A 25,151-nucleotide genomic window follows, 5' to 3' on the forward strand; every position below is an offset into this window, starting at 1 on the left:
GATGGCCTCGGCCGGGTATGGGTCGGCCAACGTCCTCAACGGAAAGTGTGAAGGTGCTGCATGACCGGTACGGCGACGGCCCCTGGCGCCGGGTTCGCGTCCGACAGCGGAGCAGAGTTCCAGCGCGCCTGCGCGATGGCCGTGGAGCAGAGCCGTCCGGTCGCCGCCCGGCTGCGTGAGCTGGTCGCGCGGCTCGACGCGGACCTGTCCGCGCGGGCGCCCGCGGCGCAGGGGACCGAGGACGAGGTAGGGCTGCTGGCCGCGAGGACGGCCGCCGCGCTGCGCGCCATGGTCGCCGACCAGCTCGCGGACATCGACACGTTCAACGTGGTCTTCTTCGGCCGTACGGGAGCGGGAAAGAGCACTTTGATCACCGCGCTGGGTCGTGGTGACGGAACGCTCATCTCGCCGGGGGACAACGACTTCACCACCGAGGTCGGCGCGCTGCTCTGGCAGGGCAGCAGACTGGTCGACACGCCGGGCACCGGCGGCTGGGGCCGCACCGTCGACGCCGGGGAGCTGCACGCGCGGGCGCGGGCCGCGGTGCGTACCGCCGATCTGGTGCTGCTGTGCTTCGACGACACCGTCACCCAGATCACCGAGTTCGCGGAGATCTCCCGATGGGTGGCCGAGTTCGGCAAGCAGGCCGTCGCCGTGCTGAACGTCAAGAACGCGCTGTGGCGGCAGCCGCCCCGGGTGCCAGACCCGGCGTTTCGCCGCCAGCTGTCCGACGCGGTGGCGCAGTCGGCGCTGTGGTTGCAGGGCCAGCTCGCCGAGATCGGGTTGCCCGAGGTGCCCATCGTGGCGGTCAACAGCAGGCGGGCCGCGTTCGCCCGGTTGCCGGAGAGCTACGACGGCTATGACGCGGTGACCTTCCGCAAGCACCGCCACGACTACGGCGTCGCCAACCTCATGGCGTGGTCCCACGTCGACATGCTGGAACGGCTGATGACCAGGGCGATCACCGCCGACGCGGTCGGTCTGCGGCTGGGTTCGCTGACCCGACAGCTGGTGTCGCAGGCCTCCGGCGGGGCGCGGGAGCTCACTGAGCTGGCCGCGGACCTGCGGGCCCGCGCGGTCGTGATGGAGCAGGCCATCGCCAAGGTGCTGTGGCTGTTCGGCGACTACCGGCACCTGTACTACGCCGCGGGAGACCAGGCTGTCCCTCCGGCCACGGCGCGGGTGCTGACCGAGCTGGTGGAGCTGGAGCGGCTCAGCGATCAGGACATCTTCTCCGACCGGCCCGGGGTGATCGTCGACTACGTGGCCAACCTGCTGATCTCCCACTTCGGGCCGCTGGAGCGCGTTGCGCTGCGCCGGGCCGAGGTGTTGGTCGACGAGGCTTTCGCCGGCAACCGGGTGATCGAAGGCGACGAGTTCGCCGCCACGGTCTTCCCGCAGGCCGAGGTCGAGCTGGCCGTGCAGGCGGTGGCGGCGTCGTTCACCACGCACCTGCGGCACCGCCTCGACACCGTCGAAGCCGACCTCCAGGTCAGCATGCCCGCCACCGGCGCGTCCTTCGACGGCAGCGCGGGCAAGCGGATGCGGATGGGCGGCAACATCGTGCGGTACGGCTCGGCGATGGCCGCGGCGGGCACCGTGGTGTTCCCGCCGATGGCGCTGGTCGGCCTGCTCGGCGACATCATCGGCCGCCGGTTCCGCAAGAAGGGGCTGATCCGCAAGCGGGAGTCCCGGGCGGTGGCGCTGGCGCAGGCCCGGCTGGCGGTGCGCGACTACTTCCTGCAGCTGTCGCAGCAGGTGCGGGGCAGGCTGCTGCGCATCGCGTACGACCAGGTGGTGGCCTCGATCAGCGAGCTGGTCCGGTCGGCGCGGTCGCTGCGCGAGCAGGAGCGCCGGGCGCTGGGGCATGCCGCGCTGCTCACCGCGGCCTGTGCGGAGATCGGGCCCACCGGGCTGGGTCGGCATGCCGTGTCGGCGGCGGTGGCCGCGATCGAGGCGGAGTACGCCGCCACCGGGCGGCCCGGCCGCCGGGTGTGGCTGGGCGACGACTGGGTCGACGAGACGCCGGGTGCGGCGGTCGCCGAGGTGCCGGTGCGTCCGTTCCCGATCGAGCACCGGGTGGTGGCGGAACGGGTGGCGCGGACCCTGCGCCGGGCGCACCGGGTTCCGGCCGGGGCGGCGCGGCGGTGGCTGGACAGGTGGACGGTCAACGGGCACGACCCGGCCGCGGATCCGGCCGCCGAGGCGGCGCTGGCCGAACTGCGTGCCCTGCTCGCCGAGCAGTCGCCGCGGGTGGTGGTGGTCGGCGACCGGGGCACCGGCAAGACGTCTCTGGTCCGGCGGATGACGGCGCTGGCGGGTGCGCCCGCGCTGGTGGAGCGCGGGCCGACCGACCGGGTTCACCACTATCCGTGGGAGGGGGTGACGCTGGTCGACACGCCGCCGCTGGGCGAGCCGGGCACCGCCGAGGCACTGCACGACGCCGCGTTCGTCTGGTACGTGCTCAGCCCCAACCTGACCGCGACGCCGCATCTGGCCGCCCTCATCGCCGGTGATGGGACGCGCGGGGTCCTGTCCAGGGCCGCTCGGGTGATCTTCGTGATCGGGCATGCCGACGTGATGGGGGCCGACCCGGTCGAGTCGCCGGAGGAGTTCGTGCGGCGCTGCCGCCGTAAGGAGTCCGAGCTGCTCGGCGAGCTGCACCGGATTCAGGGTGGGCAGGGCCCGCTCATCGGCGGGGTGCAGGTGGTGAGCCTCGCCCCGGACCCGGTGACGGGGACCGGTCAGCCCGCCGACTGGGACGGCACCGAGGATTTCCGGGCCGGCTGGCGGTCGGCACAGGACTGGTGGCGACAGTCCGCGGTCGACGCCGGTGTGCTGCTCGGGGCGGTGGGGCGGCTCAGCGGCCTGGCCGGGGAGGCGTCGTCGGCGCGGGCCGACCTGGAGGCCGATTTGGACAGTCTGCGCATGCTCCAGGCCGACCTGCGGCTGCGGTCGGAGAACGCCACCGCGCTGCGGTCGGCGGCCGTCGACCGGCTGGACTGGATCATCACGGGCGCGATCCGCACGCATCTCGACCAGTGGGACGCCGCGACCGACAAGGAGGAGCAGGCCGCCATCGCCCAGCAGATTCTGCGCCTGCACGAGCGCCCCGACCTGCGGGCGTACGTCGAGGAGTGGGCCGCGGCGGCTCAGCGGCAGGTGGAGCACTGGTCCCAGGACATGGCGACCTACGACCCGGCCGGTGCCATTCCGCACCAGCGTGAACCGGGCGTGCGGCTGCGGGCCCCGTTCCTCCAGCGCGCCGGTGAGTCCTCGCTGCTGGGCAGAGCAGGTAGTGCGGTGTCGGCGCTGTCGAAGCTCAAGACGGTGGGCCGGCTCGCCGGTGAGGGCAGTTCAGCGGCCGCGCGCTTCATCCGGCTCGCCCCGTTCGTGCCACTGATCGCCACCACCGCGGAGGACCTGCTGTCGGCCCGGACCCGCAAGCGCCGCGAGGGCGAACGGGAGCGGGGTGAGGCCAGGCTGTTCGAGGACGCCGGTCGGTGGGTAGCACAAGTGGTCGAGGCCCATCCGGGACTGTCCTGGCTGGCGTCTCAGGGCGGTCTTCTCGACGAGGCGATCGGCGAGGCGGCCGAGCGCCTGCGTACGGGCGCTGAGCAGGTCGAGGCGCTCAGCGCGAGGCTGAGCCGGTATGAGGACGCGCGGATGCTCGCGAATGAGCTACTCGAAGGAGAACAGGGATGAGTACGCGATGGGTGCAGCGCCTGCGTGGGGCGATCGAGGCGGCGACCGGTGCGCAGAGCGCCGCCGAGGCCGAGGGCGCGTGGCGCCGGGTGGCCGACGCCGACACGTTGCGGGTGACCCTGGTCGGGCCGTGGAGCGCCGGTAAGTCGAGCCTGATCAAGCGACTGCTGGTGGAGGACGGGAGCCCGGTCCCGCCATGGCTGTCGGTCAGCGCCTCGCGGGAGACCTATGAGATCCGCGAGGCGCGCTCGGCCGGTGTCACCTATGTGGACACTCCGGGGCTCGGCAGTGACGAGCAGCGGCACGACCTGCTCGCGCTGTCCACCGTCGCGGCGACCGACCTGCTCGTGGTCACGGTGACGCCTCAGCTGCTCGGCACTGACGTGGACAGGCTGGCGGCGCTGGCCGACGGCACGGCGATCACCCCCTACGGTGGCGGGTTCTTTCCGCCGGGGGCGCTGGTGGTGGTCATCAGCAAAGCCGACATGGCCGGGGTCGACCCGATCGACGACCTCGGCGGTTTCCGGGCGATGGTCGACCGCAAGCGGTCCTCTGTCGTGACGGCGCTGCGGCGGCACGTCCGTGGCGACCTGCCGCCGGTCATCGCGGTGGTCGCCGATCTGGGCGGGCAGCACGCGCGCAACCCCCAGCCGAACGTCTCGGCGTTCGCCGAGGGCCGGGAGTGGGACGGCGTGCAGGCGCTGCGTGCCGCGCTGGCCGGGGCGGACGCGGGGCGGCTGCGGGCAGCGGCGCAGGTGCGGCACTGGGCCCGTGCCGCCGCGATCGCGCGGGAGCAGGCCACCTCGGCGCTGGCGGAGTCCCAGGACGAGCTGCGGCGTATGCAGGCGGACCGGTCCCGGGTGCTGGTGCTGGACGAGGAGCTGGCGGCGATCGACGCGTCGGCGGCGAGCCGGTTGCGCGACGACATCCGCGACGAGATGCACAGCGTGATCATGCAGGGTGCGGTGGACGAGACGGAGCAGCTGGCCGAGCAGATGGCCGAGCGGCTGAACTCCTGCGTCGCGGCCTGGCACGCGGAGTCCACCGGCAAGCTGGTGGCGCTGGCCCGGCGTGCCCAGGTGGAGCTGAGCCCGGTCGCGACCGACTCCGGCGGCCGGTCGCTGAGCATGCCTACCGAGCAGTTCGTCACGCAGACCGCGGCTGCCGACGGGCTCGACGCCCGGCTCAGCGAGTTCGTGGCCAAGGGCCTGGTGGTGGCGGACAAGCTGCAGGAGCTGCGGCTGGGCATCAGGAGCGCCGACGTGCCGGAGCACCTGGACCAGTACCAGTCGCTGCTGGACCGGGTCCACCCCGACGCGTACGCCCGGACGCTGTCCCTGCTGGGCATCGACGGGGTGCTCACGAACCCGCAGTACGCCCAGGAGCTGGCCGGTCTGCAGAAACACGAGGGGGTCAGCGAGCTGATCGCCTATCTGCGCAAGCCGGGCGGCATCGTCAGCCCGGTTCACGCGGAGCGGCTGAAGAACACCGCGCACACGCTGCGGATCGCCGCGGACGTGGCGCCGGTGCTGCTGGAACTGCTGCGCATGCAGCAGCAGGAGCGGGCGTCGCAGGATCTGCGGGACAAGCGCGCGCAGTTGCAGGCGCAGGCCGACGGCGCGGCGACGCGGCAGGCCGAGCAGATCCTCGGCGGTGGCGCGCAGGGCACGGGCTGGCGCGGCCAGGTGGCCGAGCTGAGAACGGCGCTGCGGGCCGGGGCCCCTGACGACGAGGCCATGAAGCTGGCCGAGCAGCGGGGCGCGCAGTTGGCCACCGCACGGGACGATCTGGACGCGGCGCTGCGTGAGCTGGCCACCGCGAGCATCGAGGGCTGAGCCCCACAGGTTCCCGAGGTCTTCGTCATCACCGGAGCGTGATCGCTCGGGTGATGACGAAGACCTCTGGTCTGCGTGTGGTAGCTGGGCGACTGCGAGGCATTCGCCTGGTTTTCCCGGCATTCGACCGGCTGGGCGTAACGCGACGAGGGCGCGACTTTTTGGTCTAAAGATGTACCATGTTGCGACGCCTGTCTGCTGCCCGAGGAGATCGATGAAGGACGACGCCGAATCCGACCTGCCGGTCGTTTCGCTGGCGATGCCTGCGCGGGAGAGCCTGTCCTCACGATCGGCCACCGCGCTCAAGCGCTACCTGCTGGCTGAGCGGCTCGAACCAGGCGACAAGCTGCCACCGGAGCGGCGGCTGGCCGAGGCGCTCAACGTCAGCCGCACGGTGCTGCGCGAGGCGGTCAACCAGCTGGTCGGCGAGGGGCTGGTGCGCCGGGAGCCGTCCCGGTCGCCGACCGTCACCGACTTCGACCGCCGCCAGCTCGCCGCGCAGCTGCTGGAGGAGCCGGAGATGCTGGCCTTCGGGTCGGTGGGCCAGGTCGCGGGACAGCTGGCGGTCGAGCCGGAGGAGGTGCAGCGTTTCGCCCGCGACCTCGGCTACAGCGGTTACCAGACGCTGCAGGCCTCGGTGCGGGAGGCGTACCTGCGCAATGCGGGCCTGGACCCGGCGGTGGTCCGCCCGGCCGGGGGTGAGGCCGATGAGCTGCTGGCCGAACAGCGCCGACGGCAGCGTGCCGACCTGGAGAAACTGTACGAGGCGGTCGGCCGGGCGCAGCTCGACGAGATGTGCGCGGCGCTGGAGGGCGCGCGGCGCGTGGTGGTGTACGGGGAGGGCGCTTCGGCGGCGCTGGCCGGGGTGCTGGCCCGGATGCTGCAGCACGTCGGCGTCAACGCGCAGGTGATGGCGAACGGGCCGGTGGACAGCGCCCTGGACATGTACGGGCTGGGCCCGCAGGACGTCGTGCTCTGCATAGCGCTGTGGCTGCCGTTCCGGGGGTCGATCGACGTGATGCGGCTGGCGTCCGACGCCGGGTGCCACACCGTGGCGTTCACCGCCTCGCCGGGCAGCCCGATCACGCGGTACTCCAAGCAGGTGGCGATCGTCCCGGCGCAGGGCACGGCGCTGTCGTTCACGGTGCTGCCGACCGTCGCGCTGTTCGAGAACCTGACGGCGGTGCTGGCCGGGCGGCGTCCGGAGCTGGCCGCCGACATCCAGCAGTCGCTGCACAACCGGTACGTCAAGGAGGGTCTGGTCGCGCACATGCGGGACCTGCGCGGCTGAGTCCCGCCTCCTCCAGCGCCCGGTGCCCACTGGCACCGGGCGCTTTCGCATGTCCGGGTGCCCGGCGAATCGAAGCCCGTACACCGGTTACCACCTGCGCACTCTCTGTGGTGGACCAGTGGACCAAACAATGGTGGACCAACTGTTGACCGCAGATGGACTACTTGCATACCATCGCTCCACTGCCTATCGAGATCTTCTCTATCGCGAGGAGCGAGACCGGTGGCACATGAGGTATGCGATGGAAGGAGCGAGCGTGAGCAGACATAACGTCGGGCGCCGGAGTTTCCTGATCGCCGGCGGCGTGACGGCGCTGGGGACCTTGGGCCTGGTCTCGGCATGCGACAGTGCGGATGACCCGGCGAACACGGCAGACCTGGGACAGAAGGAAGCCCCGGCCCTGGCCGAGGAGGTCAAGGCGGGTCGGCTGCCCAAGCTGGAGGAGCGGCTGCCGGCCAACCCGCTGGTGGTCCAGACCGTGGACCGGCCGGGCAAGTACGGCGGCACGTGGCGCACCGTGGCGGTCGGGGTCGAGGACGCCTCGTCCTGGATGCTGCAGACGATCTACTACGACAACGTCCTGGCCTGGGACGCGGCATTCCCGAACAACGGCGGCATCGCCGACGTGAAGGCCAACCTGGCCGAGTCGTTCACCAGCAACGCCGACGGCACCGAGTACGTCTTCAAGCTGCGGCCGGGCATCAAGTGGTCCGACGGCAAGCCGTTCACCGCCGACGACGTGGTGTTCGCCGTCAACGAGATCGCCGTGCACCCGGAGGTGTCCCCGGCCCCGAACTCACGGTTCGTCGGCCTGGACGGCAAGCCCGGCAAGGCCGAGAAGGTCGACCAGTACACCGTGAAGATCACCTTCACCGGCCCCAACGGCCTGTTCCTGCAGGGCATGTGCTCGGCCGGCGGCTGGGTGCTGGCCGCGCCGATGCACTACCTGCAGCAGTTCCACGGCGACCACATGAGCGCCAAACCCGCCGACTGGGTGACCGCGTTCAAGACCAAGAACGACCCGTTCGGCAACGCCGAGCGGCCCACCCTGACCGCGTGGAAGGTCACCACCCCGATCGGCGGCGGCTCGCAGGTCGTCGTCGAGCGCAACCCGTACTACTGGAAGGTCGACCAGAACCGGCGGCAGCTGCCGTACCTGGACAAGGTCGTCTACAGCATCGTCACCGACGCCGAGGTCGGCCTCGCCCAGGTCTCCAACGGCCAGGTCGAGCTGACCTCCCGCGCGGTCAACAGCACCCGCAACAAGCCGGTGCTGGCCAACGCCCGAGCCAAGGGCGGCTTCGACTTCTTCGAGGTCAAGACCGGCCAGATGAACGCCAACACCATCATGTTCAACCTGACCCACGCCGACCCGGTCAAGCGGCAGATCTTCGGCAACCGCGACTTCCGCGTCGGCCTGTCGCTCGCGATCAACCGCAAGGAGATCATCGACGGGGTGTACGCGGGCCAGGGTGAGCCGTGGCAGGCCGCCCCCCGCCCCGATTCGCCGTTCTACGACCAGAAGATGGCCAAGCAGTACACCGAGTACGACGTCGCCGGGGCCAACGCGGCCCTGGACAAGGCCGGTTTCGCGCTCAAGGACGGGGCGCGGGTCGGCCCGGACGGCAAGCCGATCGAGTTCGTGGTCCTGGTCTCGACCAGCAACCCGACCATCGTGCAGGCGATGGGCTTCATCACCCGCTTCTGGCAGGCCGTCGGCGTGAAGGCGACCGTGCAGAGCGTCGACGAGACCCTGTTCTTCGAGCGGGTCACCGCCGGTCAGCACGATGTCGCCGTGTCCACGGGGGACGGCGGCGACAACCCGATCCTGTACCCGTACCGCTACATCCCGACCGCGCCGCGGGTGTCGCTGTTCGGCCCGGCCTGGGGCACCTGGTACCTCAGCAACGGGGCGCAGGGCGAGCAGCCGCCGGCCGCGGTCGCCAAATGGATCGAGGACTACAAGAAGATCCGCGGCACGACCGACGCGACGACGGCCACGAACCTGATGAAGGGCATCCTGGCCGGCGTACGCGACGAGTTCCAGGTGATCGGCACGGTGCTGCCGATCCACGGCTACGGCGTGGTCAAGAACAACTTCCACAACGTGCCGAAGTCGATCCCGGGCGACCTGACGTTCCCCAACGTCGGTGCGGCGCACCCGGAGCAGTTCTTCGTCGACTGACCCCAGAGCCGCCGGTCCCCGCGCGTCGGGGACCGGCGGCTCGACGAGCGCCCTGGAAGGGGCCGATGCCATGATGCGTTTCGTGCTGCGCCGGCTGGCGTACGCGCTCCTGACGATCTGGGGCGTGTCGTTCGTCGCGTTCATCATCATCCAGCTGCCGCCGGGCGACTTCCTGACCACCTCGATCGAGCGCATGGGCGACGACGGCGCGGTCGGTGAGGCCCAGATCGCCGTGCTGCGCGAGCAGTACGGGCTGGACCAGCCGATCTGGGTGCAGTACTTCAAATGGATCTCCGGCATCGTGCTGCACGGCGACTTCGGCCAGTCGTTCGTCTACCACCGGCCGGTCGCGGAGCTGATCGGGCAGCGGCTGCCGCTGACGATCGCGCTGTCCATCGCGACCATCGTGTTCACCTGGGCGATGGCGGTGCCGATCGGCATCTACTCGGCGGTGCGCCAGTACTCCCTGGGCGACTACGCCGTCACCATCCTGGGCTTTCTCGGTCTGGCGATCCCCAGCTTCCTGGTCGCGCTGGTGCTGCTGTACGTCTCGTACAACTTCTTCGGCCAGGACGTCGGCGGGCTGTTCTCCGAACGCTACATCGACGCCCCGTGGAGCTTCGGCAAGGTCGTCGACCTGCTCAAACACATGTGGATCCCGGTCGCGATCACCGGCCTGGCCGGGACCGCGTCGCTGATCCGGGTGATGCGCGCCAACCTGCTCGACGAGCTGCGCAAACCCTACGTCGCCGCGGCCCGGGCCCGGGGCAACTCCGAGACCCGCCTGATCGTGAAGTACCCGGTGCGGGTCGCCATCGCGCCGCTGCTGTCCACACTCGGCGCGGTGCTGCCCGCGGTCGTGTCCTCCGGTGAGGTCGTCGCGATCGTGCTCAGCCTGCAGACGACCGGGCCGCTGCTGCTCAGCTCCCTGCAGACGCAGGACATGTACCTGGCCGGAAGCCTCATCTTCGCGGTGAGCGTGCTGACCGTCGTCGGCACCCTCATCTCCGACCTGATGCTGGGCTGGGCCGATCCGCGCATCCGGCACCGGTACTCCTAGGAGACGCGATGACTGTCACGATCCCCGACGGGACCCCGCCGCGCACCGAGCCGGTGACCATGTCCGCGACCGACCCGCGCCGCCGCGACCAGGCCTCGCAGTGGCGGCTGGTCTGGTGGCGCTTCCGCAAACACAAACTGGCCATGGCCGGGGCGATCGTGCTCGCCACGGTGTACCTGCTCGCGATCTTCGCGGACTTCGTCGCCCCGAGCACCCTCGACCAGTACGACACCCGCTACACCTACGCCGCGCCGCAGACCGTGCACGTGTACGACGACGGCGACTGGGGCTTCTACACCCACCCGTACACGATGCAGCGCGACCCGGACACGTTCGAGGAGAAGTTCGCCGTCGACGAGTCCACGAAGATCGCGCTCGGGTTCTTCGTGCACGGCAAGCCGTACGAGATGTTCGGGTTCATCGCCTCCGACATCCACCTGTTCGGGCCCGTGCACGCCGGTGACCCGTTCTACCCGCTCGGGGCCAACGCCCAGGGTCAGGACGTGCTGTCGCGGGTGCTGCACGGGGCCCGGATCTCGATGTCGATCGGCCTGATCGGCGTCCTGCTCAGCCTGCTGCTGGGGCTGCTGCTCGGCGGGATCTCCGGCTACTACGGCGGCGCCGTCGACACCGTCATCCAGCGGGTCATCGAGTTCCTCACCTCGATCCCGACGATCCCGCTGTGGATGGGCCTGGCCGCCGCGGTGCCGCCGACCTGGTCGTCGGTGCAGACGTACCTCGCCATCACGGTGATCCTGTCGCTGCTGGCCTGGACCGACCTGGCCCGCCAGGTCCGGGGCCGGTTCCTGGCCATGCGGCACGAGGACTTCGTCACCGCGTCGATCCTCGACGGGGCCGGGCCGATGCGGGTCATGTGGCGGCACATGCTGCCGTCGTTCACCAGCCACATCATCGCCTCGGTCACCCTGGCCGTGCCCGCGATGATCCTCGCCGAGACGACGCTGAGCTTCCTCGGCCTGGGCCTGCAGTACCCGGCGGTCAGCTGGGGCGTGCTGCTGCAGGAGGCGCAGAACCTGCGCGCCATCACCACCGCGCCGTGGCTGGTGCTGGCCCCCGGCATCGCGGTCGTCGTCGCGGTGCTGTCGTTCAACTTCGTCGGCGACGGCCTGCGCGACGCCGCCGACCCGTACCGGCAGTAGGAGGGAGGAACCCATGTCCGACGTGATCCTGCAAGTCCAGGACCTGCAGACGCACTACCTGCTGCGCGACGGCGTGACCCGCGCCGTCGACGGCGTGTCGTTCGACGTGCGCCGGGGCCGGACCCTGTGCGTGGTGGGGGAGAGCGGCTGCGGCAAGAGCGCCACCGCCCACTCCATCCTGCAGCTGGTCGACGAACCCGGAAAGATCGTCGGCGGGCGGATCCTGCTCCACCGCACCCACGGCGAGCAGGCCGGGCAGGTCGTCGACCTGGCCGCGCTGCCCGCCCGGGGCAAGCAGATGCGCGAGATCCGCGGCCGCGAGATCGCGATGGTCTTCCAGGAGCCGATGACCTCGCTCAGCCCCGTGCACACCGTCGGCGACCAGGTCATGGAAGCCATCCGGCTGCACCTGCCGCTGCCGGAGAAGCAGATCCACGAACGCGCCGTCGACCTGCTCGACCGGGTACGCATCCCGAACCCGCGCCGGCACATGGACTCGTACACGTTCCAGCTGTCCGGCGGCATGCGCCAGCGGGTGTCACTGGCCGCGGCGCTGTCCTGCGAACCGGCCCTGCTCATCGCCGACGAGCCGACCACGGCCCTGGACGTCACGACCCAGGCGCAGATCCTCGACCTGTTCGCCGAGCTGCAGCAGGAACTCGACATGGCCGTCATGTTCATCACCCACGACCTCGGTGTCGTGGCGTCGATCGCGGACGAGGTCGTCGTCATGTACCTCGGCCAGGTCGCCGAGCAGACCGACGTCGACTCGCTGTTCCACCGGCCCGCCCACCCGTACACCCGGGCCCTGTTGTCCTCGGTGCCCAAACCCGGCACCCGCACCCGGCTCGCCCCGATTCGCGGCGGCGTGCCGTCGCCCTACGACCGGCCCAGCGGATGCGCCTTCCACCCCCGCTGCGACGCGATGATGCCGGGCGTATGCGACCGCGGCCCCGTCCCGCTCGTCGACCTCGACGCCGGGCGGGCCGCCCGGTGCATGCTCTACACCGAGGAGGTGGCCCGCGATGGCGAGCCCGTCCGCTGACACCGCCCACCCCACGGCCGCGGCCGTGCCCGTCGCCGGGCCGCTGCTGGAGGTGCGTGACCTGAGCATGCACTTCATCAAACGTGCTGGCCTGCGCGCGAAGATCGTGTCCAATGTGCGTGCCGTCGAGGGCGTCGACCTCACCATCCACGAGGGCGAGACCGTCGGGCTGGTCGGCGAGACCGGCTGCGGCAAGTCGACCCTGGGCCGGTGCATCGTGCGCGCCTACGAACCCACCTCAGGGCAGATCCACTACCGCCGCCGCGACGGGCAGGTCATCGATGCCGCCAAGCTGCGCCGCTCGCAGCTCAAGCCCTACCAGGGCGAGGTGCGGCTGGTGTTCCAGGACCCGTACTCCTCGCTCAACCCTCGGATGAACCTGCTGCAGATCATCTCCGAGCCGCTGCTGCTGCACGGCATGACCGACCGGGTCGAACGCGAGCAGCGGGTCGCCGACCTGCTCACCCGCGTCGGGCTGCGCCCGGAGTTCATGCGCCGCTACCCGCACGCGTTCTCCGGCGGCCAGCGCCAGCGGGTCAGCATCGCCCGCGCCCTGGCCCTGGACCCGCGCCTGGTCATCGCCGACGAGGCCGTGTCCGCCCTGGACGTGTCGGTCCGCGCACAGATCCTCAACCTGCTGGAGGATCTGCGGGCCGAAGCGGGGCTGACCTACCTGATGATCACCCACGACCTGGGTGTCGTCGACTACCTGTGCCAGCGCGTCGCCGTCATGTACCTGGGCCGGATCGTCGAGTTCGGAACGACCGAGGAGGTGTACGGCAACCCGCGCCACCCGTACACCGAGACACTGCTCGCCGCTATCCCGAAACCCGACCCGCGCCAGCGCGGCCAGCGCACCGCCGTCACCGCGCGCGGCGAACTGCCCGACCCCGGCGACGCCCCGCCCGGCTGCCCGTTCAGCAGCCGCTGCCCGTACGCGACCGACCTCTGCCGCAACGAGATGCCGCCGCTGCGCGAGACGTCGACCGGGCACCTGGCCGCCTGCCACCGCACCGACGAGCTCAGCCTGCGCCCCGCCTGACCACAGGAGCCGAACCCCATGCGCTACCCCCACACCATGCTCGCGACCTGCTGCGTGCCCTGGTCCGAACAGGGTGAACTGCTCGAAGACGTGTTCCGTGACAGCATCCGTTTCCAGCGCGGGCACGGCCTGGACCACCTGTACCTGTTCGGGACGGCGGGGGAGGGCCACGCGGTCACCGACCGGCAGTACGACCAGATCGTGGCCGTGTTCGCCGAGGAGATGGCGGGCGCGTCACCGATGGTCGGGGTGATCAGCCTGTCGACGGGGACCGTAGTGGAGCGCATCGAGCGGGCGGCGGCACGGGGCGTCACCGCGTTCCAGCTGTCGCTGCCCAGCTGGAGCGCGCTCGACGACGCCGAACTGGGCGCGTTCTTCGACCAGACCGTGGGGCGGTTCCCGGAGCTGACGTTCCTGCACTACAACCTGCCCCGGGCCCGGCGCATCGTGACGCCCGCCGAATACGCGGTGCTCAGCGATCGACACCCGAACCTGGTGGCGACGAAGAACGCCGGGGCCAGCGGGCAGACGCTCGACGACCTGTTCACGCTCGCGCCACAGCTGCGGCACTACCTGACCGAACCCGGCTACGCGGCGGCGATCCGGCAGGGGCACCCGGAGGCGGGACTGCTGCTGTCCATGTCGTCGATCAACCCGGCGCTCGCGGGCGAGTTGTTCGCCGCCGGGGCGGGCGGTGACCTGGACACGGTCGAGCAGCTGTCGGCGGAGCTGGGCGGGATCACGGCGGCGCTGGTCGAGGCGCTCGGCGGCGGGCGCATCGACGGGGCGTACGACAAGTGCTTCAACCGGGTGCACGACGAACGCTTTCCGCTGCGGCTGCTCGCGCCCTACCGGGGTGCGACCGAGGCTGAGTACGCCGCGTTCGCCGCAGCCGTCACCGAGCGCTATCCGCACTGGATGCCGTGACCGTCAGGCGATGCCGTCGACCGCTGCCTTGAGCGCGTTGACCGACGGGTCCCAGGTGAAGTGCAGGACGGGGATGCCGGAGCCGGCGGCGTTGCTGTCGCCGCCGAGGACCACCGCCCGCGGCTTGTTGGTGCCCTGCGGCACGACGAGATACCAGTTGCCCTTGACATTCGCGATGAACACGTCGGCTACCTCTTGGTCAGGCGGGGTCGGGGTGGTGACGTTCCCGGCGTAGGTCTCGAAGTCGACCGTCGCGCGGAAGTTGGTGGGGTTGGCGGTGTTCAGCCACAGGCTGGTGTGCACGTGCGGTCCGACGCCGCTGTCGCTGCCGTTGGCCGAGGCGCCGGTGTAGGCGATGGTCTGGCCTCGCGATACGCGCTGGCCGGTGGCGACGGTGATCCTCGACAGGTGCAGGTGCCGGGAGTAGTTGCCGTCGTCGTGGGCCATCCCGACGACGCGGCCGGTTCCTCCGGAGGTGTCGGTCTTCACGAGGCGGATCGTGCCGTTCGCGGCGGCCATGACGGGGGTGCCGACGCCGACGGCGTAGTCGGTGCCCGGCTCGGCCGAGGGCGGTGTGCGGTTGCGGTGGTCCTGCCAGGAACTCGAGATCCTCACGATCCCGCACGGCCGCTGGTAGCTGCCGGCCGCCTGGGCGGATTCGGGCAGCAGCGCGAACGCCGCCGACACTCCGGACGCCGCCAGCGCGGCGCCGGTGATGAACCCTCGCCTGGACAGTCCCCGCAGGTAGGCGATGCCACCGAGCTCCTCGGGCCGCAGACCGCCGTGGTCGGCATCGGCATCCTGAGGAGGGTCGGGGCGCGGCCCGTCACTGAGGATCATCAATGCAACCTAAGGCCGGTTCCCCTAAACGGCAAGGCTTTCTCGAAGACGGTTCGGGCAGCCGCCCGCTTGCTGGCTGACGAGAACGAACAGAGCGCATCGGCGGCACCGGCCGCCTCCCCTTGATGGCGATGCGCGGTCCGCTCACTGCGATGATCCGTTTTTGTGGACGCCGGCTGCCCCTATAGGGGCCGTCGACGTCCACAAAAACAGATCTTGGAACTCTTGGCCGCAGTAGTGGTGTCAGGTCACCCTGATGATCAGGCCGCGCTGCCTGCGGACCGTCCCTGCCGAAGCACCCGGCGTACGTGCAGGGCTCGGTCGGTCACCACCAGGTCGGCGCGCAGGCCCACTGCCAGGCGGCCACGGTCGGCCAGTCCGAGGGCGGCGGCGGGCACGGCCGAGGCGGCGTGCACCGCGTCGGCGAGCGCGATGCCGAAGCGGACCGCGTTGGTGACGGCCGCGAGCAGCGTCAGCCCGCTTCCGGCGAGCGAGCGGCCGTCGGTGGTGCGCACCTCGCCCGCGACGACCCGGACCGGTTCGGTGCCGACCCGGTAGTCCCCGTCGGGCATCCCGGCGGCCACGCACGCGTCGGTGATCAGCGCGACGCGGCCCGGCGCGGCCCGGAACGCGAGCCGCACCATCTCCGGGCTGACGTGGTGGCCGTCGCAGATCAGCTCGCAGGTCACCTGCTCGTCCTCCAGGCACGCCACCGCCACCCCGCCGTCGCGGTGGTGGACGGGCCGCATCCCGTTGAACAGGTGGGTGGCGACCGTCGCCCCGGCGGCGATCCCGGCGGTGGCCTGCGCGTAGGTGGCGTCGGTGTGGCCGAGAGCCGCCACGCAGGGCAGCCCGGCGATCATCTCGGCGGCGCCCGGCAGCTCGGGCGCGACGGTGACCATCCTGACGCCGCCCACGGCAAGGACCTCGGCCAGCTCGCGGGAGTCCGGTGTCCGTACGTGGTCCAGGGAGTGCGCGCCGCGCCGGGTGGTGCTCAGGTATGGCCCTTCGAGATGCACTCCGGCGATGGTCTGGTCCCGCACGAGCGGGGCGAGCGCGCGGACCTGGTCGAGCAGCGCCGGGTGCGTGGTGGAGCCGAGACTGGCCACGACCGTGGTCGTGCCGTGCGCGGCGTGGAAGGCGGCGGCGCGGCGGGCCGCGGTCTCGCCGACCTCGAACGCGCCGCCGCCTCCGCCGTGGCAGTGCATGTCGACCAGCCCCGGCAGCAGGTAGCCGTCGGTGTGCTGCGCGCCTGCGACGGTGCCGGAACCGAGGTCGGTGATGAGGCCGTCCTCGATGCGGAGCCACCCGTCAAGCGGGCCGTCGGGCAGGATGAGGGTTCCGGAAAGGACAGTTGCCGTCATGCGCGGGCCTCCAGGGCCATCAGGGCGGCCCCGACGCAGGCCGACTCGTCACCGTGGGTGCTGAGTACGAGCCGGGGCGGGCGGGGCATCCGGAATCGGCGCTCGAACGCCTCGCGCAGCGGGCCGAGCAGCTGCTCCCCGGCCAGGGACAGGCCGCCGCCGACGACGACGACGCCGGGGTCGAGCAGCGTCGCGGCCATGGACAGACCGGTGGCGAGGCGGCTCACGGTCGTCTGCCAGACGGCGGCGGCTGCCGTGTCGCCGGTTGCCGCGAGCCTGGCGACGTCGCGGGCGGTGGCCTGCCCGCCGGTGGCGGCGTGATGGCGACGCGCGACCGCCGACGCCGACGCTTCGGCCTCCAGGCAGCCGTGCGCGCCGCACCCGCACCGGTAGCCGCCCTGGTGGACGGTCAGGTGGCCGATCTCCCCGGCCCGCTGGTGCGCGCCGGTGCGGACGTCGCCGCCGGTGACGATCGCGCCGCCGATGCCGGTGCCTACGGCGACGAACAGGAAGTCGTCGTCGTCGCGGGTGCGGGCTTCGGCGTGGGCGGCGGCGCGCAGGTCGTTGGTGACGGTGACGGGCAGGCCGGTGGCGGCGGCGAGCAGCTCGCGCAGCGGTACGTCGTGCCAGCCGATGGCGCTGGAGGCGACGGCGGTGCCGGTGTGTTCGTCGACCATGCCGAGGCAGGCGACGCCGAGGGCGGCCGGTGGGGTGCCGTGGCGGGCGGTGCCGTGCTCGACGAGGGCGCGGGCCTCGTCGAGCACGGCGGCGACGACGGCTTCGGGGCCGAGTTGCCGGGGGGTGGGTCGGCGGTGGTGTGCGGTGGTGGTCACGCCGTGGTGGAGGGCGGACTTGATCGTCGTGCCGCCGATGTCGAGGGCCGCGACGTAGCCGGTCACGGCGTGGGCAGCCCGGCACGCAGCTCGGCGGCCAGGGCGTGTACGCCGGACAGCAGCAGGCCGATGTCGGCGCGGCAGTTCATGATGACGCCGCCCCGGCCGATCCACTTCAGGGACGTGGCGGGATCGGCGGTGAACAGGCCGAACGGGACGTCGGCGGCCAGGCAGGCGTCGAGCACGGTCTGGATGGCCTGCTCGACGTCGGGGTGGTCGGGGTCGTGCAGGTGGCCGAGGGAGACGGCGAGGTCGCCGGGGCCGACCATGACGGCGTCGAGGCCGGGCACGGCCAGGATCTCGGGCAGGTTGGCGATGGCTTCGACGGTCTCGATCTGGACGATGACGACGCTGTCGTTCGCGTGCTGGAGGAACTCGGCGTAGCCGCCCTCGTACTTCATGGGGGCGCGGCCGGGGCCGAGGCTGCGTACGCCTTCGGGGCGGAAGCGGGCGGCGGCGACGGCCTGGCGGGCCTGGTCGGCGGTGTCGACCATGGGCACGATGACGCCGTCGGCGCCGAGGTCGAGCAGGTGTCCGATCTCGGCGGTGTCGTTGCGCAGGACGCGGACCAGGGCGGCGGGGCGGGCCCCACGGAAGGCGAGGAAGCGCTGCTGGAGGCTGACCGTGGTGGTCGCGATGTGCTGCTGGTCGAAGACGAGGAAGTCGAGGTCGACGTTGCGCAGGGCCTCGGTGACGGTGGGGTCTTCGACGAGGTGCCAGCAGCCGACGAGGGGGCGGCGTTCGCGGAGGGCGGCGCGCAGGTGCATGGGGGTGCTCCAGAGGTCAGGACGCGAAGGTGGTTTCAGGTATACCATAAGACCATCCGCTGTGTACCATGCGATGATCACGCCGGTCGTCCCGATCGGCGTCGCGAGAAGGGCACCTGGGCGGATGTACGGATGGCGAGCGCGGATCGGTCACCTCAACCCCTCCCCGGCGACGGTCGGGATGGAGGAGTGGCGGGCGGCCGCCCCGCCGGGAGTCTCGTTCGTGGGCAGCCGGTACCGGATGGAGCGCAACGACCGGGCCAGCCACGACCAGATGCTGCAGGAGTTGGAGCGCGCCGCGCGGGAGGTCGCCACCGCGCAGGTCGACGTGATCGTGCAGTGCAGCACCCTGGCAGCGATCGGCCGGGAGGCCGAGATCCGCGAGCGCATCGAGGCGGCCACCGGCATCCGGGCGCTGACCGTGCTCGGCTCGGTGGTCGCGGCGCTGCGGGCGACGGGCGCGCGCCGGATCGCGCTGGGCACCCCGTATCCGGAGCACCAGAACGCCGAGCTGGCCGGTTACCTGACCGGGGAGGGCTTCGAGGTGGTCGCGGCGCAGGGGCTGGCCAAGACGCACAGCGCGGAGTTCGGCGCGGAGGAGCCGCACGTGTTCTACCGGCTCGGCCGGGAGGTCGCGCTGCGGGCCATCGATGCGGGCGAGGTCGACACGCTGCTGCTGACCTGCGGCAACACCCGGACGTTCGAGGTCATCGAGGCGCTGGAGTGGGACACCGGCCTGAACGTGGTCAGCAGCAACCAGGCGACCCTGTGGAACGCGCTGCGCGCCGTCCACGTGGGGGAGCCGGTGCGGGGGTTCGGGCGGCTGCTGAGCAGCCCGCGTCTCGATCGAAAACCAAACTTGGCTTGATGGTATACAAATAAACCGAACTCTGGTCTACCATCGCTCCAATTGGATGATCTCGGCCCTGCCCCCGGGGTCGTAGGCACTGGAGCGTGCACATGATCAGATCCGCCCCCCACCGTCCCTTCCGCAGGCGCGCCCGCGCCGCCGTCGCCGTCCTCGGCGTGGCCGCCCTGACCGTGGTCGGCCTGGCCGTCCCGGCCGGTGCCGCGACCACCGGCCCGACCGAGCCCGCCACGGCCGCCAGCGTCACCGGCATCGGCACCGCGGCCTGGAGCACCCCGGCCAACGCCCTGGAGACCGACGACCTCTACACCTTCGCCGGCCTCAACAGCTCCACCTCGAACTACCTCAAGGTGACCGGATTCGCGCTCGCCGTCCCGGCGGGCGCGACCGTCAACGGCGTCAGCGTCGCCATCGAGCGCAGGGCCTCCGGCTCGTCCGGCGACCTGCGCGACGTCAGCGTCAAGCTGGTCAAGGGCGGCACCATCACCGGCACCGAGCACGCCGACACCGCCACCTCCTGGCCGATCTCCGACGCCACCGCCATGTACGGCTCGGCGAGCGACCTGTGGGGCACCACGCTGACCCAGGCCGACGTCACCAGCGCCACCTTCGGCGCGGTGCTGGCCGTGCAGAACCTCAACGGTAACGGCACCTTCGCCAAGGTCGACGCCGTGACGATCTCGGTCACCTACACCCCGAGCGGGGCGAGCGCGCCGGTCAACACCACCGCCCCGGCGGTCAGCGGCACGGCTCAGCAGGGCCAGACCCTGACCACCAGCACCGGCGTATGGACCAACGGGCCGACCTACACCTACCAGTGGCAGCGCTGCGACAGCGCCGGTGCGAGCTGCGCGAACATCTCCGGCGCGACGGCCTCGTCGTACGTGCTGGCCGGGGTCGACGTCGGCGGGCGGCTGCGCTCGCGGGTCACCGCGACCAACGGCGCGGGCGCGAACACCGCCTCGTCGGCGGTCACCGCCGTGGTGACGGCATCGGGCAGCGGCGGTGCGACCCCGCCGACCGCGCCCGGCACCATCGTCAGCGCGACCGGGATCGGCACCGTGGCCTGGACCGGCCCCGCCGACGCCCGCACCCCCAACGACGTCTGGGCGTACGCGGCCCTGGCCGGCAGCACCTCGAACTACCTGAAGCTGACCAACTTCGGCCTGGCCGTGCCGTCCGGTGCGACGGTCTCCGGAGTCACCGTGGCCGTCGAGCGCCGCGCGTCGGGCTCGGCGGGCGACCTGCGCGACGCCTCGATCAAGCTGGTCAAGGCGGGCACCATCGTCGGCACCGAGCACGCGGCGACCGGCGTCACCTGGCCGACCTCCGACGCCGTGGCCGTCTACGGGTCGGCGTCCGACCTGTGGGGCACCACGCTGACCCAGGCCGACGTCGTCAACTCCGGCTTCGGCGTCGTGCTGGCGGTGCAGAACGTCGACAGCGACGGCGCGTTCGCCAAGGTCGACGCGGTGACCGTCACGGTCACGTACACCACGGGCGGCGGCGGCCCGACCCCGCCGGTCAACACCTCGGCCCCGACGATCAGCGGCACCCCGAACCAGGGCGCGACGCAGACCGCCGCGAACGGGACCTGGACCGGCTCGCCGACCTCGTACGCCTACCGCTGGCAGCGCTGCGACAGCGCCGGCGGGTCGTGTGTGGACATCTCCGGCGCGACCGCGTCGACGTACACCGCGAGCGCGGCCGACGTCGGCGGGCGCCTGAAGGTCAAGGTCACCGCGACCAACGCGACCGGTTCCACCACCGCGTCCTCGGGCGCGACGGCCGTCATCACCAGCGCCCCGGCCCCGGCGTCGTACACCGCGACCGGCTACACCCGCGCCGTCGTGGCCAACCCGGCCGGTGCGCCGTACACCTCGTTCGTGGGGGAGTGGGTCAACCCGGCCGACGGCAGCATCTGGATCTCGTGGATCCAGAGCGCGGGCGCCAAGGGCAGCGGCGCGCCCGCCTGGGTGCAGAGCCGGCTGGGCAGCGGCTACCTCGCCGACAAGGACGCCTGGAACGCCACCACGACGCTGCAGTACATGCGCTCCACCGACCACGGCGCGACGTGGAACTACGTCTACCCGCACAGCGGCGTCGACGACCTGGTGGTGACCCCGCTGGACGGCGCGCTGACGGCGACCTCGACGGCGGGCTGCACCTCGTCGGGCGCGACCTCGGGCTCGGGCTGCCCGACCGCGTACGCGGTGCCGTTCACGCCGCAGGCGGGCATCCAGCTCGACGACGGCACGCTGATCCGGCGCGTCAACGGCGAGGACTTCCAGTACGACCTGGGCGTGCAGGCCACCGCGTTCCTGCAGAAGCTCGCGCCGGGGGCGACGGCCTGGTCGGCCCCGCAGTACCTGCTGAGCCCGGCGACCTACACCTACCAGATCAGCCGCATCCGGCGGCTGACCGACGGGCGGCTCATCGCGATCGGCCAGCGCTGGGACGCCCCGGCCGGTTCGCGGGTGAAGTCGACGCCGGCGCACCACCTCATCATGGTGTCGGCCGATGACGGCGCGACCTGGTCGCAGGCGTTGACCGTGGCGGCGGGCACGACCGCGCCGTACGTCAACGAGTGGGACGTGGCCGAGCTGGACAGCGGTGACCTGATCGCGGTGTTCCGCACGGCGGGCAGCGCGGGGCTGCCCGAGCAGGCGCTGCTGGTCAAGAGCGGGTCCGGCTGGGTCATGACGGACGTGTCGGACACGCCGTTCGGCCACAGCGGTCACCCGGAGCTGCTGCGCACCTCGCAGGGCGCGATCCTCTACATCGGATCGAGCGCGACCGACGGCGGTTACGCGAAGGGCACCTGGTACCTGACCATGGCCCAGGCGCAGGCGGGCAGCAGCTCCTGGACGCTGCTGCCGTTCACCTCGCCGACGACCACCACCGACTGCGCGGCGGCCGGTGGCTCCACCTACAACTGCTACGCGCGGTACTACCCGCGCAGCATCCAGGACGGCGGTAACGGGAAGATCATCGTGGTCAGCCACAACGGCGGCGACGACGACTACCCGCCGACCCCGGACAGTACATCCTCGTGCAGACCTTCTCCCTGACCAGCCCGTAAACCCCCGCGGGCTGGTCGGCGCGCGGCCGGGAGGGCCAAGCTCCCGGCCGCGCGTCTTCGCTGGTGGACCAGGCATTCCCAGTGGCGGTCTTTTGGTATACCATAAACCAACAAGGCCGGACCTGGTCCAATGAAGATCAATGACTGTTCATCGGAAAGGGGCACGACCGTGCGTTGTGTCGTGGTGGGTTGGGGAGCCGTCTCGCGGATCATGCTGCGCGCGCTCGATGCCACCGACTGGTACGAGACGTCGGCAGTCGTCGACGTGCGGCCCGAAGCCCTCGACGACGTACGGGCCACCCGCCCCGGCGTCGCGGGCTTCACCGGTCTGTCCGAGGCGCTGGCAGCGGTCGAACCGGACGCCGTCATCATCAACACCCCCTCGCACCTGCACTACGAGCAGGTCGTCCCGGCGCTGGAAGCCGGCGCGCACGTGCTGGTCGCCAAGCCGATCACCAACGACTTCGACCAGGCCGTCGCGCTCGTCGGGCTCGCCGACCGGCTCGGCCTGACCCTGTCGGTCGGCCAGCAGATGCGATTCATGCGCCACTACCAGGCCCTCGGCCGGTTCCTGGCCGACGGCGGCGTCGGCAGCGTCGAATCGGTCAACCTGCTCAATTCCAAGCCCCGCCCCAACCCGGCCAACCTGACCGGCATGGCCCAGCCCGCCCTGTACGAGATGGCCTGCCACCACTTCGACTCCCTCGCCGCGCTGCTGCCCGGCGCGGTCCCCGAGTCCATCGCCTGCGACGGGTTCACCCCGTCCTGGTCGAAGTACGACGGTCCCTGCACCGTCAACGCCCTGATCCGCTACTCCGGCGGCGTACACGTGCTCTACCAGGGCGGCTTCTCCGCCCAGGCACCGAACTACGAGGTCCGCGTCGAAGGTTCCACCGGCGCGGTGCGCTGCCGTGGCCAGCACATGTCCATCGACACGATGACCAACGAGTACGCCCCGGCGGGCAAGGACTTCGGCCCCAGCGACCTCGACCGCGACTTCCCCGCGGTCAACCCGTGGGACGTCTTCGCCGCGCAGTGGAGCGACTACGTCGACGGCGGCACCGAGCCCGCGTTCAGCGCCCGCCGCAACCTGCCGGTGGTCGCCCTGCTCAGCGCCGGTATCGACTCCATCGCCCAGGGCGGGGCACCGGTCGCGGTCCGCGCCAACCCCCGCTACGCCGCCGCGTTCGCCGAAGGGAGCCAGCCGTGAGCGAGCACCAGTTCACCGTCGTGGAGAACAAGCAGAACCACTACGTGATGGACGTGGCCACCCAGCGCTGGCTCGGCGGTTTCGCCGTCAGCCACTACCGGCCGTGGGTCTTCCCCCTCTACACCCCGTCCGGCATCACCGTGCTGCAGGAGTCCCCGCCGGACCACCCGTTCCACAGCGGCTTCTTCGTCGGACAGAGCCCCGTGCTCGCCGTCGGCCGCACCGCGAACTTCTGGGCCACCCCGCCCGACCGGGTCGCCGGCGACCCGCTGCAGAAGGCCGTCGGCCGGATGGCGGCCGAGAGCCCGCTGAAGGTCGAGCCGTACGCCGACGGCGTCCGCTTCGAGCTGCCGCTGGTATGGCGCGACGAGGACGAGCGACCCGTGCTCGACGAGCTGCGCCGCGTCGACTTCCACCTCGGCGACGGGGCGACGCTGTGTGACATGACCAGCGTCAAGACCGCCGCGTACGGGCCGGTCACCCTCGCCGCGACCAAGTTCGGCAGCATCGGCATGCGCGTCGAACCCCGGCTGCTGCCCGACTTCGGCGGCGTCGTCATCGGCGACGCCGGTCGCCGCGGCCGCTCCGACGACCTGCACGAGCAGCCCTCGGCGTACGTCGCCTACGAGAACGAGCTGACCGGCCACGGCGCGTACGGCGTGCTGATGACGCCGCTGGCCGGCAGCGCCCCCGGCGTGTGGTTCATCCGTGACTACGGCATGGCCATGTACGACGCCACCCGCCACGACGACGTCGTCCTCGACGCCGGCGGCAGCTGGACGGTCGGCCTGCGGGTCGCCGCGTACGACCGGCCGCTCACCGACGAGCGCGCCCGGCACTGGATCGCCCAGTGAACACCCACGACGGTTCGAGCCAAGGAGAGTGGAGCGCAGTGACCAAACGCTGGAGCGGCGTCTACCCGGCAGTGCTGCTGCCGTTCAAGGACGACTACCGCATCGACGAGGAAGGGTTCCGGTCCCTGCTGCGCTGGGTCGCCGGACACGACGGCATCACCGGTGTCGTCGTCAACGGCCACACCGGCGAGATCAGCTCGCTGCTGCCCGAGGAGCGCGCCGAAGCGGTCCGCATCGCCGTGTCCGAGGTCGGCGACCGGGTCAAGGTCGTCTCGGGCGTCAGCGCCGAGGGCACCATCGAGGCCCGCCAGCACGCCGAGGCCGTACAGGCCGCCGGCGGCGACGGCATCCTGCTCATGCCCCCGCACTCCTGGCTGCGCTTCGGCCGCCAGCCCGAGTCGGCGGTGTCGTTCTTCACCGACGTCGCCGCCGCCGTCGACATCTCGATCATCGTGCACCAGTACCCGAACAACACCAAGGCCACCTACAGCACCCGCGAGCTGCTCGACCTCGTCGCGATCGACAACGTGCACGCGGTCAAGATGGGCAACCGGGACATGGCCCAGTACGAGGTCGACGTCCGCGCGCTCAAGGCCGCCGCACCCGAGGTCGCGCTGCTGACCTGCCACGACGAGTACCTGCTGCCGACCCTCACCCAGGGCATCGACGGCGCGCTCGTCGGCTTCGGCTGCTTCGTGCCCGACCTGATCGTCGCGCTGGTCCGCGCCGTGGAGAAGCAGGACCTGACCGCGGCCGTGGCCGTCTACGACCGCATCTACACCCTCAAGCAGGCCGTGTACCGCATGGAGCAGCCCTCCGCGGCCTCGCACGCCCGCATGAAGGAGGCGATGTTCCAGCGTGGGCTGCTGCCCAGCGCCCTGACCCGCCCGCCGGTGATGCCGTTCACCGACGCCGAGAAGGACGACATCCGGGCGGGCCTGTCCGCCGTCGGGCTGCTACCGGCCTGAACCGCCACGGCGGCGGGACGCGGGCTCATCGCCGGCGCCCCGCCGCCGTCGCGTC

General features: G+C 71.5%; 18 protein-coding genes. 14 read left to right on the top strand and 4 right to left on the bottom strand.

Annotated elements, in window-relative coordinates:
- The first annotated feature begins 60 nt into the window (after positions 1-60).
- From HAV40_RS09135 to HAV40_RS09175, 9 genes are all read left to right on the top strand, one after another.
- A complete protein-coding gene (locus HAV40_RS09135) occupies positions 61-3,705 on the top strand; it encodes a GTPase (RefSeq protein ID WP_166380432.1) in 3,645 nt (1,214 codons plus the stop codon).
- Entirely contained in the window at positions 3,702-5,540 is a 1,839-nt protein-coding gene (locus HAV40_RS09140; RefSeq protein WP_166380433.1) for a GTPase, read from the top strand. The genes HAV40_RS09135 and HAV40_RS09140 overlap by 4 nt, the downstream gene beginning before the upstream one ends.
- A 214-nt stretch (positions 5,541-5,754) precedes the next feature.
- Positions 5,755-6,831 carry a GntR family transcriptional regulator gene (locus HAV40_RS09145; RefSeq protein ID WP_203670878.1) on the top strand — a complete coding sequence of 359 codons (1,077 nt, stop codon included), beginning with the start codon at positions 5,755-5,757 and terminating at the stop codon, positions 6,829-6,831.
- A gap of 256 nt (positions 6,832-7,087) precedes the next feature.
- Entirely contained in the window at positions 7,088-9,016 is a 1,929-nt protein-coding gene (locus tag HAV40_RS09150; protein WP_166380435.1) for an ABC transporter substrate-binding protein, read from the top strand.
- Positions 9,017-9,086: 70 nt separating this feature from the next.
- Positions 9,087-10,076, top strand: a complete 990-nt coding sequence (locus HAV40_RS09155; protein ID WP_166380436.1) for an ABC transporter permease — start codon at positions 9,087-9,089, stop codon at positions 10,074-10,076.
- Between the two features lie 8 nt (positions 10,077-10,084).
- On the top strand, positions 10,085-11,236 hold the full coding sequence (locus HAV40_RS09160) for an ABC transporter permease (RefSeq protein WP_166380437.1): 1,152 nt from the start codon (positions 10,085-10,087) through the stop codon (positions 11,234-11,236).
- A 13-nt stretch (positions 11,237-11,249) separates the two neighbouring features.
- A complete protein-coding gene (locus HAV40_RS09165; protein ID WP_166380438.1) occupies positions 11,250-12,281 on the top strand; it encodes an ABC transporter ATP-binding protein in 1,032 nt (343 codons plus the stop codon).
- A 67-nt stretch (positions 12,282-12,348) separates the two neighbouring features.
- Positions 12,349-13,323: an ABC transporter ATP-binding protein gene (locus HAV40_RS09170; protein WP_409364917.1), complete on the top strand. Its 975-nt coding sequence runs from the start codon at positions 12,349-12,351 to the stop codon at positions 13,321-13,323.
- Positions 13,324-13,341: 18 nt separating this feature from the next.
- Positions 13,342-14,250 (top strand): dihydrodipicolinate synthase family protein, encoded by a 909-nt coding sequence (locus HAV40_RS09175; RefSeq protein ID WP_166380440.1) that lies wholly within the window; start codon positions 13,342-13,344, stop codon positions 14,248-14,250.
- 3 nt (positions 14,251-14,253) lie between these two features.
- On the opposite strand, the gene HAV40_RS09180 is transcribed toward HAV40_RS09175, so the two are convergent.
- The 4 genes from HAV40_RS09180 to HAV40_RS09195 all read right to left on the bottom strand — a co-directional run bounded on the left by HAV40_RS09180 (position 14,254) and on the right by HAV40_RS09195 (position 18,114).
- Positions 14,254-15,090 (bottom strand): M23 family metallopeptidase, encoded by an 837-nt coding sequence (locus tag HAV40_RS09180; RefSeq protein WP_166380441.1) that lies wholly within the window; start codon positions 15,088-15,090, stop codon positions 14,254-14,256.
- A gap of 260 nt (positions 15,091-15,350) precedes the next feature.
- Entirely contained in the window at positions 15,351-16,454 is a 1,104-nt protein-coding gene (locus HAV40_RS09185; protein WP_166380442.1) for an N-acetylglucosamine-6-phosphate deacetylase, read from the bottom strand.
- Positions 16,451-17,353 (bottom strand): ROK family protein, encoded by a 903-nt coding sequence (locus HAV40_RS09190; RefSeq protein WP_166380443.1) that lies wholly within the window; start codon positions 17,351-17,353, stop codon positions 16,451-16,453. The genes HAV40_RS09185 and HAV40_RS09190 overlap by 4 nt, the downstream gene beginning before the upstream one ends.
- On the bottom strand, positions 17,350-18,114 hold the full coding sequence (locus tag HAV40_RS09195) for an HpcH/HpaI aldolase family protein (protein ID WP_166380444.1): 765 nt from the start codon (positions 18,112-18,114) through the stop codon (positions 17,350-17,352). Before HAV40_RS09195 ends, HAV40_RS09190 begins: the two co-directional genes overlap by 4 nt.
- Positions 18,115-18,238: 124 nt before the next feature.
- Here HAV40_RS09195 and HAV40_RS09200 point away from each other — a divergent pair, with 124 nt between their 5' ends.
- From HAV40_RS09200 to HAV40_RS09220, 5 genes are all read left to right on the top strand, one after another.
- On the top strand, positions 18,239-18,982 hold the full coding sequence (locus HAV40_RS09200) for a maleate cis-trans isomerase family protein (RefSeq protein WP_166380445.1): 744 nt from the start codon (positions 18,239-18,241) through the stop codon (positions 18,980-18,982).
- A gap of 92 nt (positions 18,983-19,074) precedes the next feature.
- Positions 19,075-22,053, top strand: coding sequence for a sialidase family protein (locus HAV40_RS09205; RefSeq protein WP_166380446.1), 2,979 nt, complete (start codon positions 19,075-19,077; stop codon positions 22,051-22,053).
- 180 nt (positions 22,054-22,233) lie between these two features.
- Positions 22,234-23,274 carry a Gfo/Idh/MocA family protein gene (locus tag HAV40_RS09210; protein WP_166380447.1) on the top strand — a complete coding sequence of 347 codons (1,041 nt, stop codon included), beginning with the start codon at positions 22,234-22,236 and terminating at the stop codon, positions 23,272-23,274.
- The gene (locus HAV40_RS09215; protein WP_166380448.1) at positions 23,271-24,128 is read left to right on the top strand and encodes a DUF6807 family protein; all 858 of its coding nucleotides are present in this window, start codon (positions 23,271-23,273) and stop codon (positions 24,126-24,128) included. The genes HAV40_RS09210 and HAV40_RS09215 overlap by 4 nt, the downstream gene beginning before the upstream one ends.
- A gap of 38 nt (positions 24,129-24,166) precedes the next feature.
- Entirely contained in the window at positions 24,167-25,096 is a 930-nt protein-coding gene (locus HAV40_RS09220) for a dihydrodipicolinate synthase family protein (protein WP_166380449.1), read from the top strand.
- Positions 25,097-25,151: the final 55 nt, after the last annotated feature.

Origin of the sequence: Catellatospora methionotrophica (assembly GCF_011297335.1) — a bacterium.
In the GTDB taxonomy this organism is placed as follows: Bacteria; Actinomycetota; Actinomycetes; order Mycobacteriales; family Micromonosporaceae; genus Catellatospora; species Catellatospora methionotrophica.